At 62.1% G+C, this 14,890-nt stretch carries 13 protein-coding genes; 6 read left to right on the top strand and 7 right to left on the bottom strand.

What is annotated here, in order from left to right; all coding sequences use genetic code 11:
* Position 1 precedes the first annotated feature (1 nt).
* Complete coding sequence (cra, locus tag B9A31_RS22845; RefSeq protein WP_025754809.1) at positions 2 to 997, bottom strand: catabolite repressor/activator; 996 nt, start codon at positions 995 to 997, stop codon at positions 2 to 4.
* Positions 998 to 1,281: 284 nt separating this feature from the next.
* Between cra and ptsP the strand changes: the two genes are divergently transcribed.
* The 3 genes from ptsP to B9A31_RS22830 are packed head-to-tail and all read left to right on the top strand — an operon-like array spanning position 1,282 to position 6,818.
* Entirely contained in the window at positions 1,282 to 4,134 is a 2,853-nt protein-coding gene (gene ptsP, locus B9A31_RS22840) for a phosphoenolpyruvate--protein phosphotransferase (RefSeq protein WP_019099747.1), read from the top strand.
* Positions 4,135 to 5,082 (top strand): 1-phosphofructokinase, encoded by a 948-nt coding sequence (gene pfkB, locus B9A31_RS22835; protein ID WP_025754807.1) that lies wholly within the window; start codon positions 4,135 to 4,137, stop codon positions 5,080 to 5,082.
* Positions 5,079 to 6,818, top strand: coding sequence for a PTS fructose-like transporter subunit IIB (locus B9A31_RS22830; protein ID WP_025754806.1), 1,740 nt, complete (start codon positions 5,079 to 5,081; stop codon positions 6,816 to 6,818). The genes pfkB and B9A31_RS22830 overlap by 4 nt, the downstream gene beginning before the upstream one ends.
* A 60-nt stretch (positions 6,819 to 6,878) precedes the next feature.
* On the opposite strand, the gene B9A31_RS22825 is transcribed toward B9A31_RS22830, so the two are convergent.
* The gene (locus tag B9A31_RS22825; RefSeq protein ID WP_016713256.1) at positions 6,879 to 7,100 is read right to left on the bottom strand and encodes a DUF3820 family protein; all 222 of its coding nucleotides are present in this window, start codon (positions 7,098 to 7,100) and stop codon (positions 6,879 to 6,881) included.
* Positions 7,101 to 7,303: 203 nt separating this feature from the next.
* Here B9A31_RS22825 and B9A31_RS22820 point away from each other — a divergent pair, with 203 nt between their 5' ends.
* Positions 7,304 to 7,780 (top strand): ferritin-like domain-containing protein, encoded by a 477-nt coding sequence (locus tag B9A31_RS22820; protein WP_019099750.1) that lies wholly within the window; start codon positions 7,304 to 7,306, stop codon positions 7,778 to 7,780.
* On the opposite strand, the gene B9A31_RS22815 is transcribed toward B9A31_RS22820, so the two are convergent.
* Entirely contained in the window at positions 7,777 to 9,267 is a 1,491-nt protein-coding gene (locus B9A31_RS22815; protein ID WP_084297397.1) for a sensor domain-containing diguanylate cyclase, read from the bottom strand. The two genes, B9A31_RS22820 and B9A31_RS22815, sit on opposite strands and share 4 nt — an antisense overlap.
* 405 nt (positions 9,268 to 9,672) lie before the next feature.
* Between B9A31_RS22815 and B9A31_RS22810 the strand changes: the two genes are divergently transcribed.
* Both B9A31_RS22810 and B9A31_RS27120 read left to right on the top strand, forming a co-directional pair.
* On the top strand, positions 9,673 to 10,077 hold the full coding sequence (locus B9A31_RS22810; protein ID WP_084297396.1) for an NUDIX hydrolase: 405 nt from the start codon (positions 9,673 to 9,675) through the stop codon (positions 10,075 to 10,077).
* Between the two features lie 117 nt (positions 10,078 to 10,194).
* Entirely contained in the window at positions 10,195 to 10,647 is a 453-nt protein-coding gene (locus B9A31_RS27120; protein WP_143512085.1) for a hypothetical protein, read from the top strand.
* Between the two features lie 256 nt (positions 10,648 to 10,903).
* Here the strand turns inward: B9A31_RS27120 and B9A31_RS22805 are convergent, their stop codons facing one another.
* The 4 genes from B9A31_RS22805 to B9A31_RS22790 all read right to left on the bottom strand — a co-directional run bounded on the left by B9A31_RS22805 (position 10,904) and on the right by B9A31_RS22790 (position 14,889).
* Positions 10,904 to 12,238: an OprD family porin gene (locus B9A31_RS22805; RefSeq protein WP_084297395.1), complete on the bottom strand. Its 1,335-nt coding sequence runs from the start codon at positions 12,236 to 12,238 to the stop codon at positions 10,904 to 10,906.
* 205 nt (positions 12,239 to 12,443) lie between these two features.
* Positions 12,444 to 12,668 carry a hypothetical protein gene (locus B9A31_RS22800; RefSeq protein ID WP_019099753.1) on the bottom strand — a complete coding sequence of 75 codons (225 nt, stop codon included), beginning with the start codon at positions 12,666 to 12,668 and terminating at the stop codon, positions 12,444 to 12,446.
* A 156-nt stretch (positions 12,669 to 12,824) separates the two neighbouring features.
* Positions 12,825 to 14,240, bottom strand: coding sequence for a heavy metal sensor histidine kinase (locus tag B9A31_RS22795; protein ID WP_025754803.1), 1,416 nt, complete (start codon positions 14,238 to 14,240; stop codon positions 12,825 to 12,827).
* Positions 14,215 to 14,889, bottom strand: a complete 675-nt coding sequence (locus B9A31_RS22790; protein WP_012270545.1) for a heavy metal response regulator transcription factor — start codon at positions 14,887 to 14,889, stop codon at positions 14,215 to 14,217. Before B9A31_RS22790 ends, B9A31_RS22795 begins: the two co-directional genes overlap by 26 nt.
* Position 14,890: the final 1 nt, after the last annotated feature.

Here is a 14,890-nt window from a genome sequence, read left to right as displayed (position 1 = left end):
GTCAGGCCGCAGTGATGCGCTGCTTGAAGGTTCGACCAACGGCATGCACACCCGGCTCGTAGCGCTTTTCCTCGATGGCGGCCAGCGCCAGCTCCAGCGCGGTGGCGGCAATCAGGCCATGCTGCTGGGCCATGGCATTGACCGGCAGCGGCAGGAAGTCGAGCAACTGGTTGTCGCCAAAGGTGCCCAGCTGCAGCTGGCGCGAATCGGCAGGGCGCGCCTGCAGGGTATCGAACACCCCTTGCAGCAGTACGTACGAGGTGGTCACCAAGGCATCCGGCAGGCCGCCCAGGTCGTCGATCAACTGCTGCATCAGGCGCTGGCCGCACTCGCGGCTGAACGCTTCCCCCTGATAGCGGCGCACTTCACCGGCATAGCCTTGCAGCGCTTCGTCGAAGCCGCCGGCACGCGCCTGGCTGACAGACAGCTCAGGGCGGGCGCCGATCAGGGCAATGCTGCGCGGGGCGGCAGTGAGCAGGCTGGCGGCCAGTTGGCGGCTGGCATCGCGATCGTCGCTGATCACCGAGCAGAAGTGCGCAGGGTCCAGGCGGCGGTCGATGGCGATCACCGGCAGGCCTTTGTCCTGCAAGTCACGGTAGCTGTCGTCTTCCGGTGGCAGGCAGCTGGCGACGAACAGCGCGTCGCAGCGGCGGGCACGGAACAATTGCTGCAGCTGGCGCTCGCTGTCGGGCTGGTCGTCGCTGCTGGCGATCAGCAACTGGTAGCCACGGGCGCGGGCGCCTTGCTCCAGTTGCTTGGCAATGCGGGCGTAGCTGGGGTTCTCCAGATCCGGGAGAATGAAGCCCAGGGTGCGGGTGTGCCGGCTGCGCAGGCCAGCGGCCTGAGGGTTTGGGGTAAAGCCATGGGCTTCGACCACTGCACGCACGCGCTCGACGGTGGTGTTGCTGATGCGCTGCTGTTCAGCCTTGCCGTTGATGACATAGCTGGCTGTGGTCACGGACACACCGGCCAGGCGGGCGATATCGCTGAGTTTCACCGAATTTTCCTTGTTATTTCCGGGGCTGGCTGTAAGGCCGGACCGGGCATTTTGACCCAGCGCAGGCATCACGCGCAGACGACCATTGTCGCAATTGTCCGACAGGATGGGGCTTTTTACCGGGCAGATTATCGAGTAACGTGGCCGTCTGGTCAGATTAAACGTTTCAGCCGCCGAATTTTCTGCCTCGGCTGCCATCTGTGCAAGGCTGTTGAACTGGCCCTTCATGTGAATTTCACAACAATACTCCAGTACCCGACCGGGAACTGTAAAAGGAGAAGGTCATGCTCGAGCTCGCCAAGGAGCAGATAGCCATGGGTCAGACGGCCGCCGACAAGGCCGAGGCGTTGTGCCTGCTGGCGGACCGGCTGGTCGCTGACGGCCTGGTCGCCGAGGGTTACCTGCAAGGGCTGCAGGCCCGCGAGGCCCAAGGCTCAACGTTCCTTGGGCAGGGCATCGCCATCCCTCATGGCACGCCACAAACCCGCGATCTGGTGCATGCCACCGGCGTGCGCCTGTTGCAGTTTCCCGAGGGCGTAGACTGGGGTGATGGGCAAATGGTCTACCTGGCCATTGGCATTGCTGCACGCTCCGATGAACACCTGCGCCTGCTGCAACTGCTCACCCGTGCCCTGGGTGAGACCGACCTGGCCGAAGCGCTACGCCGGGCCAGCTCTGCCGAAGCGCTGCTCAAGTTGCTGCAAGGTGCACCTCAGGAACTGGCGCTGGATGCGCAGTTGGTCGGCCTGAACGTTCCCGCTGAGGATTTCGACGAGCTGGCCTGGCGGGGTGCCCGCCTGCTGCAGCGTGCCGACTGTGTCGACAGCGGTTTTGCCGCCGTGCTGCAACAGGCCGAGCCGCTGCCATTGGGCGAGGGCCTGTGGTGGCTGCACAGCGAGCGTCAGGTGCGCCAACCGGGCCTCGCTTTCATCACCCCGCAGCAGCCACTGCGTTACCGTGACCAGCCGCTCAACGGCCTGTTCTGCCTGGCCAGCCTCGGCGCGGCCCACCAGGCCTTGCTTGAGCGCCTGTGCGAAGTGCTGATCGAAGGGCGTGGGCAGATGCTCTACCAGGCCACCAGCAGCCGTGCGGTACTGGAAATGCTGGGGGGCGAGGCGCCAGCAGATTGGCCCAGTGCGCGCATCGTGCTGGCCAACCCGCATGGCTTGCATGCGCGCCCGGCCAAGGTGCTGGCGCAACTGGCCAAAGGCTTCGAGGGCGAGCTCCGCGTGCGCGTGGTCGACAGTGCGCAGCCGGCGGTGTCGGTGAAGAGCCTGAGCAAGCTGCTCAGCCTTGGCGCCCGCCGTGGCCAGACGCTGGAGTTGGTGGCCGAACCGGGCATCGCCGCCGATGCCTTGCCGGTGTTGCTGGCGGCCATCGAACAGGGCTTGGGTGAAGAGGTAGAGCCGCTGGCGCAACGTGCAACACCCGTTGCCAGCGTTGCGGCCGACGTGCTGCAAGCCCCCGTGGCCGGTAGCCGTATCCAGGGCGTGGGCGCTGCCCCCGGCATTGCCAGCGGCCCGGCGCATGTGTGTGTCGAGCGTGAGTTCGATTATCCGCTACGTGGCGAATCCAGTGCCCTGGAGCGGCAAAAGCTGCGTCAGGCCATAGCGGCGGTGGACAGCGATCTGCAGGCTTTGGTCAAGCGCAGCGACAAAGCCATTGGCGAGATCTTCGTCACCCATCAGGAAATGCTCGCCGACCCGGCCCTGACCGACGATGTCGAACAACGCCTTGCCCAAGGCGAAAGTGCTGCGGCAGCCTGGATGGCGGTAATCGAAGCCGCAGCCCGTCAGCAAGAGGCGTTGCACGATGCCTTGCTGGCCGAACGCGCCGCCGACCTGCGCGACATCGGCCGCCGCGTGCTGGCGCAATTGTGCGGTGTGCAGGCCCAGGTTGAGCCGGCGCAGCCTTACGTACTGGTGATGACCGAAGTCGGCCCGTCCGATGTGGCGCGGCTGGACCCAAGCCGGGTCGCCGGCATCGTCACCGCTCAAGGAGGCGCCACTGCCCACAGTGCCATCGTCGCCCGTGCGCTGGGCATTCCTGCAGTGGTGGGCGCGGGGGCAGCGGTCCTTTTGCTTGAGCCCGGCACGCCGCTGTTGCTCGATGGCCAGCGCGGCGTGGTCAACGTGGCACCGCCGGAAGAAGAATTGCAACGCGCCCTGGCCGAGCGTGATGCCCGCGAGCAACGCCTGCAGGCCGCCTGGGCCAATCGCCTCGAACCCGCCGTGACCCGCGATGGCCACGCTGTCGAGGTGTTCGCCAACATCGGGGACAGCAACGGCATCGCCAAGGTGGTGGAGCAGGGCGCCGAAGGCGTCGGCCTGCTACGCACCGAACTGATTTTCATGGCACACCCCCAGGCCCCGGACGTGGCGACCCAGGAAGCCGAGTACCGCCGCGTGCTCGATGGCCTGGACGGGCGCCCGCTGGTGGTGCGCACCCTCGATGTCGGCGGTGACAAGCCGCTGCCGTACTGGCCGATCGCCGCTGAAGAAAACCCTTTCCTTGGCGTGCGCGGCGTGCGCCTGACGCTGCAGCGCCCGCACATCATGGAAGACCAGCTGCGTGCCTTGCTGCAGGCTGCCGACAATCGCCCGCTGCGTATCATGTTCCCGATGGTTGGCCAGGTACACGAGTGGCGCGAGGCGCGGGCCATGGTCGAGCGCTTGCGTACAGAAACCCCGGTGGCCGACTTGCAACTGGGCATCATGGTCGAAGTGCCCTCGGCGGCCTTGTTGGCGCCGCAACTGGCGCGTGAAGTGGACTTCTTCAGCATCGGCACCAACGACCTGACCCAGTACACCCTGGCCATCGACCGTGGCCACCCAAGCCTTTCGGCCCAGGCCGATGGCCTGCACCCGGCCGTGCTCAGCCTGATCGACATGACCGTGCGCGCCGCCCATGCCCATGGCAAGTGGGTAGGCGTGTGCGGCGAGCTGGCGGCCGACCCGCAGGCGGTGCCTGTGCTGCTGGGGCTGGACGTTGACGAGCTCAGCGTGTCTGCGCGCAGCATCGCCGAAGTCAAGGCCCTGGTTCGCCAGGCCGATCACCAGACGGCCCGCGCCCTGGCGCGCGAGGCCCTGCAACAAGACAGCGCTGCGGCGGTTCGCGCGCTGGTGGAGCGTTCCTGAATGGCCAAGATCCTCACCCTCACCCTGAACCCGGCGCTGGATATCACCATCGGCCTGGACACCCTGCGCCCGGGACAAGTCAACCGCAGCCAGGTACAACAGAGCCACGCCGCGGGTAAAGGGCTGAACGTTGCCCAGGTATTGGCCGACCTGGGGCACAGCGTGACCGTCGGCGGCTTTCTCGGGCAGGACAACCTGCAGCCGTTCGAAGCGCTGATCCAGTGGCGAGGCTTTGCCGACTGCTTTGTTCGCGTGCCGGGCGAAACCCGCAGCAACATCAAGCTGGTCGAGGCCGATGGCCGCGTCACCGATATCAACGGCCAGGGCCCGGAGGTCGATGAGGCGGCGGGTAGCGCGTTGCTGCGCCGCCTGGAACAGGTCGCCCCAGGCCATGATGCGGTGGTGGTGGCCGGTAGCCTGCCGCGTGGCATCAGTGCCGAGTGGTTCCGCCAGTTGCTTGACCAACTGAAGGCCCAAGGCCTCAGGGTAGCCTTGGACAGCAGCGGCGAAGCCTTGCGTGCGGGCCTGCAAAGCGCGCCTTGGCTGGTCAAGCCCAATACCGAAGAGTTGGGCGAGGTACTCGGCCTGGCTGTGGATAACCCGGCGCAGCAACGTGCAGCCGCCGAGCACCTGCTGGCCAGCGGCGTCGAACATGTGGTGGTGTCTGCAGGTGAGCAAGGGGTCAGCTGGTTCGCCCGCGATCTGGCCGTACACGCAAGCCCACCCAAGGTGCGGGTCGCCAGCACGGTGGGGGCGGGGGATTCGCTGGTAGCCGGCATGGTCCATGGCCTGCTGCAGGGCGAGCTGCCTGCGCAGACGTTGACCCGTGCCACCGCGATTGCCGCCCAGGCCGTCACCCAGGTTGGCTTCGGCATCCGTGACCGCGAGCAACTGGCGCGTCTGGAAGCGGCCGTGCAACTGACAGAACAACAAGAGGGTTGCCGATGAACATTGCCATTGTCACCGCCTGCCCCAACGGCCAGGTGTCGAGTGTGCTGAGCGCACGTTTGTTGTCCGCCGCTGCCCAGCGGCGTGGCTGGAGTACCAGCGTCGAAGTGCAGGAAGCCGGGCACCCGGAGCGGCAACTGAGTGCGCAGCAGATCGCCGAGGCCGACTGGGTGCTGGTAGTCAGCACTGGCGCAGTGGACCTGGCCCGCTTTGTCGGCAAGCGCGTGTACCAGAGCACACCCTCCCAGGCGCTGGCCGACCGTGAAGGCTTCCTCGATGAGGCAGCAGCCAACGCCCAGCCGTTGGTGGCGGCATCAGACGCCCCAGTCGCTGTTGGCAGCGCTGTCACGCGAATCGTTGCGGTCACTGCTTGCCCGACCGGCGTCGCGCACACATTCATGGCCGCAGAAGCCTTGCAGCAAGCGGCACAACAGATGGGCTACCAACTCACGGTCGAAACCCAGGGTTCGGTCGGGGCGCGCAATCCCTTGTCTGCCGAGGCCATCGCAGAGGCGGATGTGGTGCTGCTGGCCGCTGACATCGAAGTGCCCACTGCACGGTTTGCCGGCAAACGTATCCACCGTTGTGGCACTGGCATCGCCCTCAAGCAAGCCCGCGCCACGCTGGACAGGGCTCTGGCCGAAGCCAAAGTGGAAAGCAGCGCCGATGCCGCAGCGGCTGCCAGTACGACAAAGGGTGAGAAGACCGGTGTGTACAAGCACCTGCTGACCGGGGTGTCGTTCATGCTGCCCATGGTGGTGGCCGGTGGGCTGCTGATTGCCCTGTCGTTCGTGTTCGGCATCGAGGCGTACAAAGAACCAGGCACCCTGCCGGCGGCGTTGATGCAGATCGGCGGCGAGGCCGCGTTCAAGCTGATGGTACCGCTGCTGGCGGGCTATATCGCCTGGTCCATCGCCGACCGCCCGGGGCTTGCGCCTGGCATGATCGGTGGCCTGCTGGCCAGCACCTTGGGGGCCGGTTTCATCGGCGGCATCGTCGCGGGCTTTCTTGCCGGTTACAGCGCCAAGGCCATTGCCCGCTGGGCGCGCCTGCCCACCAGCCTGGAAGCGCTGAAGCCGATCCTGATCATTCCGCTGCTGGCCAGCCTCTTCACCGGCCTGGTGATGATCTACGTGGTGGGCCAGCCGGTGGCGGCCATGCTCGAAGGGCTTACGCACTTCCTCGACAGCATGGGCACCACCAATGCCATCCTGTTGGGGCTGTTGCTGGGAGGCATGATGTGCGTCGACCTTGGCGGGCCGATCAACAAGGCCGCCTATGCCTTCTCGGTGGGGTTGCTGGCGTCGTCGAGCTACGCACCGATGGCGGCGACCATGGCCGCCGGCATGGTGCCGCCTATAGGCCTTGGCATCGCCACTTTCCTGGCCCGGCGCAAATTCGCCCAGAGCGAGCGCGAGGCAGGCAAGGCGGCGTTGGCGCTGGGGCTGTGCTTCATCTCTGAAGGGGCGATCCCGTTTGCAGCCAAAGACCCGCTGCGGGTGATTCCGGCCAGTGTCGTGGGTGGCGCATTGACCGGGGCGCTGTCGATGTACTTCGGCTGCAAGCTGATGGCGCCCCATGGCGGCTTGTTCGTGTTGCTGATCCCCAATGCGATCAACCATGCACTGCTTTACCTGCTGGCGATTGTAGCGGGTAGCCTGGTGACGGCGGTGGTGTATGCGGTGATCAAGAAGAGCGAGCGGGTGGAGTTGGCGGTGGCACCCGTAAAAGGCTAGAGAATTCTGGAGGCATTACTAGCCTCTTCGCGGCCAAGCCCGCGAAGAGGCCGGAGCAGGTCACCGCCGATGCTTCTGCCGCAACGGCACCAACAGATCACCCAACCCGTTGTGGTCGATCTCATGCATCAATGCCAGCAACCCACCCAGCTCCCCCGCCGGAAAGCCCTTGCGCGCAAACCACGCCAGGTAGTCTCCCGGCAGGTCGGCAATGATCCGTCCCTGATACTTGCCAAACGGCATGGTCCGGGTCACCAGCAGTTCGAGGGTTTCCGGCTTCATCGTCGATGCACCTGGCTGTGGAAAAGCGCCGACCATACTGCAATCTGCACGAGTGCCCAAGCGGCAATCATGCAGAACGCCCTTGTCAGCTATCATCCTGAATTGAATAAGTTATTGAAAATGCTGGATTTATTTTTTGATTGAGGCTTGGCACGAACACTGCTCCCTTACAGATGACTATCACCTGCCAAGGAGTTCGTACCATGAGCAACCCCAACAAAGACGTGATCGATGTGCTCAACGACCTGATCGAGTACAGCAAGGATGGCGAGAAAGGCTTCAAGACCTCGGCCGATGATGTGAAGAACCCAGAGTTGAAAGCGTTCTTCGTTCAGCGTGCTGGCGAGTGCGCCAATGCTGCAGGCGAACTGCAAAGCGAAGTACGCCGTCTGGGCGGCGACCCGGAAACCTCCACCAGCATCAGCGGCGACCTGCACCGTGGCTGGGTCAACCTGAAGTCGATGGTCACCGGCAAGGATGAAGAAGCGGTGCTCAACGAGGTGGAGCGGGGCGAGGACCACGCGCTTAAAGCCTACAAGGAAGCCCGCGAAAAACTGGTGAAACTGGGCCGCACCGCCAGCGACATGACCTACAGCCTGGTGGAAAAACAGCTGCAAGGCGTGCAGCGCAACCATGACCAGGTCAAGGCCCTGCGCAACGCGGCCCGCGCCCGTTCTTAATCCCGAGGCCCCTCTACCCGGTTGCGGCCCATGGCCTTGGCCCGGTAGAGCGCTTCGTCCGCAGCACCCAGCACCCCGGCCAGGTCGTGCTGGATGCCGGACAGGCCGATACCGATGCTCACCGTTACCGCGTGGGCATCATCGGCAAACGGCGCTAGCGCCTCGACGCTGGCGCGTATGCGTTCGGCCAGTAGTCGGGCGCCGACCAGGTCGGTTTCCGGCAGCACCACCTGAAACTCCTCCCCACCATAACGCGCAGCCAGGTCGGCCGGGCGGCGGATGCACGCTTCGATGGCTTTGGCCACCTCACGCAGAGCATGGTCGCCACCTGCATGGCCATGGCGCTGGTTGAACGCCTTGAAATGGTCCACATCCACCATCAGCACGGCCAGCGGTTTGCGGTTGCGTTGCGCGCGAGCCCATTCGTGGCGCAGCACCTGGTCCAGGCGGCGCCGGTTGGCCAGGCCCGTTAGGCTGTCGGTGGCAGCCAGGGTTGCCAGGCCTCGCTCGGCTTCCTGGCGGCGGCGCAGTTCGCGGCCCAGCAGCAGGGTCAGCCAGAGAATGCCCACGCAGAGCACGCCGGTAGCGACGCTGACCAGAATCGCGGTACGTCGCCACGACTGGAACACCTCGTCTGTGGAGTGAACCACCAGTACGATCAGCGGCAACTGCGCGACACGGGCAAAGGTATAGATGCGTGAGTTGCCGTCGCTCCCGGAGCGTGCGGTGAAGTTGCCACTCTGTTCGCTGAGAATACGCTTGAAGTTGGGCCGCTCGGCATAGTTGGTGCCGATCAGTGGGTCCTGCGTGCGCGAGGGCTGGCGGGCAAGCAACTGCCCGTCGGTGTTGAACAGGTTGATGCTGCTATCGTCACCGATGTCCAGGCGCTGGAACAGCTCGCTGAAGTACGACAGGCGCAATGCCCCTGCCGCCAGGCCGGCGAATTCGCCATTGGGGCCAGAGATACGCCGGCTGAAACTGATACACCAGTCCAGGTCGCCCAGTTTGGCCTTGAACGGCGGGCCCACCAGCAAACCGAGGTTGGCGTTGTTCTGATGCGCCTTGAACACCCCGGTATCGCCGAAGTTGGCCTTGCGCGGCACGCTGCTGGTGGAGTCGCCCACTACGTTGCCTTGTTTGTCCAGCCACAACACATCACCGCGTTTGCGGTCGACGAAGGCTTCATTGAATAGCAGGCGCTGGCGTAGCGGGCCGGGGATTTCCGGCAGTTCCTTGCGTCCGACAGCCCAAATCAGGCCCCGCAGGGACTGATCGTAGAGTTCGGCGTTGCGCAGGATGTCGCTTTCGATCAACTGAACGATGTTGCTGGACGAGCGAATGGCCGACAGCTCGACGCTATCGCGTTCCCGCGCCAGCAAGTAGCTGACGATGGCGACGATGGCGAGCACGGCAAGGCAGCTGCCCAGATTGAGGGTCAGCTCGGGGTGCGACCTGAGGAATGCGAAGCGCGGTAATCGGGTGGGCATGCTCGCTACTGCGTGGGCAGGGCCATTCGCGGCGGCGACATTTTAGGGAAGCGCGGATTGTCGAACAAGATTTGTCCGACGGAATCACGCAGAGCTGTATTCCGGCTTCTCGCCGAACCCTGTGGGAGATTGCCCAGCCCTGCGGACTGCGCTGTCGCGCAGAGAACAGTGTCCACTGTGGGAGCGGGCTTGTCCCGCGAAGGGAGCCACGCGGTGCATGGCACCGGCTTCGCCGGTGTTCGCGGGTGAACCCGGTCCCACTGGGTTATTCCATAGGCGCGGAACATGTGGTGCCGAGCACCTTTCAGCGTTCGTCACAACTTAAAACATTTTCTTTTTTGACTAAACTGCGATAGGTACTAACCTACTTACGATCATATCATTAAGCTGCTTAAGGTTTGACACATGGCATTTGACGATACATTTCGCTTGAGTTCTCATGCTGTGATACTTAACGAAAACAATGAAGTGCTTCTATTAAAGGCAAATTACGAAAGCTTTTCTTGGGGGCTTCCCGGCGGAGCATTAGAAGTTGGGGAAACTATTCATGAAGCATTAGTCAGGGAGTGCCTTGAAGAACTAGGCCAGCCAATCACCGCTGCTACACTGACAGGCGTATATTATCACAAGCACTATAACTCACAGGCCTTTATCTTCCGTTGCAGTATAAGTGAAATTTCAAAAATGACCTTGAGTAGTGAACATTCCGAATACAATTTTTTCCCAATATCCTCCCTGAGTGAAATTCAAGCCATTCGCGTCAATGACTGTTTAAATTTTTCTGGAATCGTTACCAGTAGGAAGTTTTGAACAGGAATTTTAATAATCCCAGCTTTGCATTATCTCCGCCGAGTAAGTCTACCTCCCGCTTAAAGCCCTTTCATCTGTCCGCCAGACCCGCGCCAGGTACTTCCACACCTGGCTCTCTTGGCTTTGTTGAGCGAAAATAATAGATTAGATGCCTTGAGATCTATCAGTGATTCATTATCAGAAAGCGGAATCTCAATATTTGAAGAGCCTTGTCTGAGAAGTCAGTTTTGCCATCCCTACTTCCCTGAGTTTTATGAGGCGAATGCCTTAACAATCAAGCTTGGAGAACTTAACCTCAATTACAACAATCCCGTATCTCTGCTAGAAGATATCTCAAAGTTTTATCACGTAGAGGCCATTAACGTTTCGCAGCCGATGTTGGCAACAATCGAACAGAAAAAAATAATCTATGAGTCATTTAAGCAAATTTCAATAGATTTACTAAATCATGCCCTCTGTAGCGAGGCAGATGTACACCGAATTGCTGAGTCGCTTTATAGCTTTTCTTACTCTCCTAATGGTTTTGCAGGCGGATTGAGAGTATTGCAAATCAAGGCGCGGTTGAAATAGAAATTCAATTTGAACAGGTATCAGTTGAAAACTATTTTTACTACCATACGACCGTATGGCTCGATACTGCGTCGAACAAAAAAGGTGGTCGCGTAGTTTGTCACAGGCGATACTGGCCCGAAACAAATGTGGGAGCAGGTTTACCCGCGAAGAATCCACCGCGGTGCTTGGCACCGGCTTTGTCGGTGTTCGCGGCGGTTCGACGCCTCGGTGAACCCGCTCCCACAGGATTAGATTTATTGCTTACAAACGGCGATCAGAACACGTTCAGCGGATAATCCACGATCACCCGCACTTCATCGTTGTCGCTGTTGCTGTCGATCGACGCATAACCCTGGCTACCACGATGGGTGGCATAGCGCACCAGCACCGACAGGTCTTTCAGGTCACCTTCCTGGAACACGTACTTCACGTCCAGGTCGCGCTCCCAGTGCATGGCGTTCTTGCCATCTTCACGGTAGTAGTCGTAGTGCGTGGTGTCCTGCACCGCCTTGGTCAGGTCGGCTTCACCGCGCGAGTACGACAGCGAGGTGGTCAGGCCAGGCACGCCGAGCCCGGCGAAGTCATAGTTGTACTGCAGCTTCCACGAACGCTCGTTCGGCGCGTTGAAGTCCGAGTACATGCGCGAGTTGTCCAGGTACACGCTGTCGCCCAGGTTGATGTAGTCAAACGGCGTGTTGCCGTTTACCCGCTGGTAGGCGGCGGTGACGCTGTGGAACCCGGCGTTGACGGTGAAGTGAACGCTGTAGGTGTTGTTGTCGATCTTGCCCAGCAGGGCCTGGCCGGTGTCCTGGGTGTGGTAGAAGTGCACGCCCGGGTTCAGGCTGACCAGGTCGTTGACTACGTAGGTGTAGTCGAAGTCAGCGTAGTACTGGTTCCAGATGTCCTTCAGCTCGGCGGCGTACAGGTTGGCGGTGATGTTCGGGGTACCGCTCCACGACGCGCCGGCCCAGTTCAGGTGCTTGCTCTTGTCGTGTTCGTTCAGCGCGCCGTAGTAGGTGTCGATACGGCGGTGACCGCTCTGGTTGTACGGGTGGGTGAAGCTCACCTGGCCGCCTTCGAGCAGCAGGCCGTCGATGGTGGTGTTGGTCAGGCTCACGCCACGGAAGGACTGCGGCAGCATGCGGGTTTCGCCGCCCGCGATCACCGGGTTGGTGAGGAACAGGTCACCGGCTTTCAGCTCGGTGTCGAAGGCTTTCAGCTTGATTGCAGCACCAGCCGTGGAGAACGAGTGCGGGGCAGCGCCCAGCTCGCCGTCGTCCTTGATGTGCTCGGGCAGGATGCTGGTGCCGGCATGGCCGCCACCGCCGTCGAGCTTAAGGCCCAGCATGGCATGGGCGTCCAGGCCAAAGCCAATCACACCCGGGGTGTAGCCCGACTCGAAGCGCGCGACTGCGCCCTGGCCCCACTCGCGGGTGTCGCGCACGCCGGCGTTGTGGTTGTCGCGGTTGAAGTAGGCATTACGGAAATGCAGGTTGAAGGACGACCCTTCGATGAAGCCATCAGCCTTGTCTTCATCTGCCTGGGCGGCGAAAGGGATCGTTGCAGTCAACGCAATGAACAGCGGGGTGAAACGAAACGCGGAAGGCACCGGTACTAGCTCCTTTGGTGTGACGGTGGGGCAGTTTTTATTTTTGAATGTGCGTCTTTCTTATAAGTAGACGTTACAGCCGGGCTGAGCGTTAAAGCACATAAAAAAAGCCGCTGATCGGCAGCGGCTTTAAAAGGCTAACATATCGGCACCGGTGGTGCCCATGGCGTAGCCAAGGGAAATCGGGAGCAGCAACAGCGCTTGATCAGCTGTCGGCATTGGCATCGACAGAAACTTTGGAAGCTGTCTGTTTTGCGTCTTTGGCGGCGTCAGACTTGTTTGCAGCTACAGCGTCGCGGGCCTCTTGGTGGACGGCGGCGAGCGCTGCATTACGGGTGACGAAAGCGCTGGATTCTTCGGCCATGGCCAGGGGCGACAACAACAGGGAAGACAGGACGAAGACGCTGGCAATACCCATACTGTTGGACATTTGAAACTACCTTCTTGCGGGGCAAGTGCTAATGAGGACGGGGGTAAAGTTAGTCCTTTCAATGCACTGGAAACAGACCTGAGTGCGATAAGCACTGTTGCGCAAAAGGTAACGATCCATGGAAAAGCAATAGGACTTTCGCCGCAAACCCCCGTCTTAGACACGGTCCTGCACCGAGCGCGCAGGCCTCAGCGCTGGCAAGCGGATACCGAAAGTATTGGCACCTGCACCACTGCGCACGAACACCTCACCCCCATGCATCAGCGCAATCGCCTTGACGATGGCCAGCCCCAACCCATGGTTACCCCCACCGCTGTTGCTGCGCGCCGCATCCACCCGGTAGAAGCGCTCGAACAGCAACGGCAGGTGCTCATCGTCAATCGCCGGCCCCGGGTTGCTCACAGCGATGCTGACCTGCTCCGGCCCGGCATCGATCTGCACCTGGATCACCTGGTGTGGCGCCGTATGTTGCACGGCGTTGTTCAGCAGGTTGATCAACGCCCGGCGCAGTTGGGCTTTTTCGATGGGGGCGTGGGCATCGCCGCTTACGTTCACGCTGACCTGCGCGTCTTCGAGGATGTAGTCCAGGTAGTCGAGCGTGGTTGCCACTTCCTCGGCCAGCGAGGCCTGAATCAGGGCAGTGGCCTTGCTGCCCTGGTCGGCACTGGCCAGAAACAGCATGTCGTTGATGATGCTGCGCAGGCGCTCCAGCTCTTCCAGGTTGGATTGCAGCACTTCGAAGTAATGCTCGGCGCTGCGGCCTCGGGTGAGTGCTACCTGGGTCTGGCCTATCAGGTTGGTGAGCGGGGAGCGCAGTTCATGGGCAACGTCAGCGTTAAAGGCTTCCAGCCGCGAGTAGGCCTGGCTCACGCGGTCGAGCGCAGCGTTGAAGGCGCCGGCAAACTGCGCCAGTTCCGGGGCCAGCGCGTGGGTCTTCAAGCGCCCGTCCAGGCGTGGCGGGGCCAAGGCCTGGGCCTCGTTGGACAACGCCAGCAACGGGCGCAGGCCAATGCGCGCCACCCAGTAGCCCAGCACTGAGGCCAGCAGTACGCCAAGCACTGCCAACCCGACAATCGCCACCAGCAGGCTGTGCTGCGCCTGCCAGAAGGTTTCGGTGTCGATGCCGATCAGAAAGCGTAGCGGTGGCCGCTCGCCCATCGCCGGCAGTTCGCTGACCAGCACCTTGTAAGGGTAGGGGCGGTCGGGCAGGCGCAGGTCGCGCATACCCTGCGGGCCTTCGGCGAACGCCCGTACCAGCTCGCTGGGGTGGCCGTACTCGTAGGCCGGGTTGCTGCTGACCACCCAGAAGCGGATGCGTTTGTCTTCTTCGCTGAGCAGGTTGAGCTTGTTGTTGATCTTGGCCCAGTGGTCTGGCGTACCGAAGCGGTTGAGGGTGGATTCGAGCACGCTGAAGCGTGCGTCCAGTTCGGCTTGCGGCAGCAAGTCCAGGCTGTGGTCGACCTGGCGGTAAAGTGCCGAGCCGATCAACACGAACACGCCCAGCGCTACCAGGATGAACAGCGCCGACAGGCGCAGGGCGATGGAATTACCCCGCACGGTTTTCCAGGACATAGCCCATGCCTCGGATGGTGTGCAGCAGCTTGTTGTCGAAAGGCCCGTCCAGCTTGGCGCGCAGGCGCTTGATCGCCACTTCAACCACGTTGGCATCGCTGTCGAAGTTGATGTCCCAGACCAGCTCGGCAATTGCTGTCTTCGACAGGATTTCACCCTGCCGCCTGGCCAGTACGCTCAGCAGCGAGAACTCCTTGGCAGTCAGGTCCAGGCGCTGGCCGGCGCGGGTGGCCTTGCGCGCCATCAGGTCGATCCACAGGTCTGCCACCTGCACCTGGAGCGGTTCGTGGCTGCTGCTACGGCGGGTAAGGGCCTGAAGACGGGCGACCAGTTCAAGGAACGAGAACGGCTTGCCCAGATAGTCGTCGGCCCCCTCACGCAGGCCGTGGATGCGGTCTTCGACCCGTTCGCGGGCGGTCAGCATGATCACCGGCGTCTGCTTGCGCGCGCGCAAGGCGCGCAGCACGCCATAGCCGTCCAGGCCGGGCAGCATCACATCCAGTACGATCACCGCGTAATCGCCCTCCAGGGCCAGGTGCAGGCCGTCGATGCCGTCCCGTGCCAGGTCCACGGTAAAGCCCTGTTCGCTCAAGCCACGATGCAGGTAGTCGGCGGTTTTTTCTTCGTCTTCGATGATCAGCACACGCATG

Origin of the sequence: Pseudomonas sp. URIL14HWK12:I5 (genome assembly GCF_900176445.1) — a bacterium.
In the GTDB taxonomy this organism is placed as follows: Bacteria; Pseudomonadota; Gammaproteobacteria; order Pseudomonadales; family Pseudomonadaceae; genus Aquipseudomonas; species Aquipseudomonas monteilii.
Note: the sequence above shows the minus strand (reverse complement) of the source record. Positions and strands in the feature narration are given on the sequence as shown.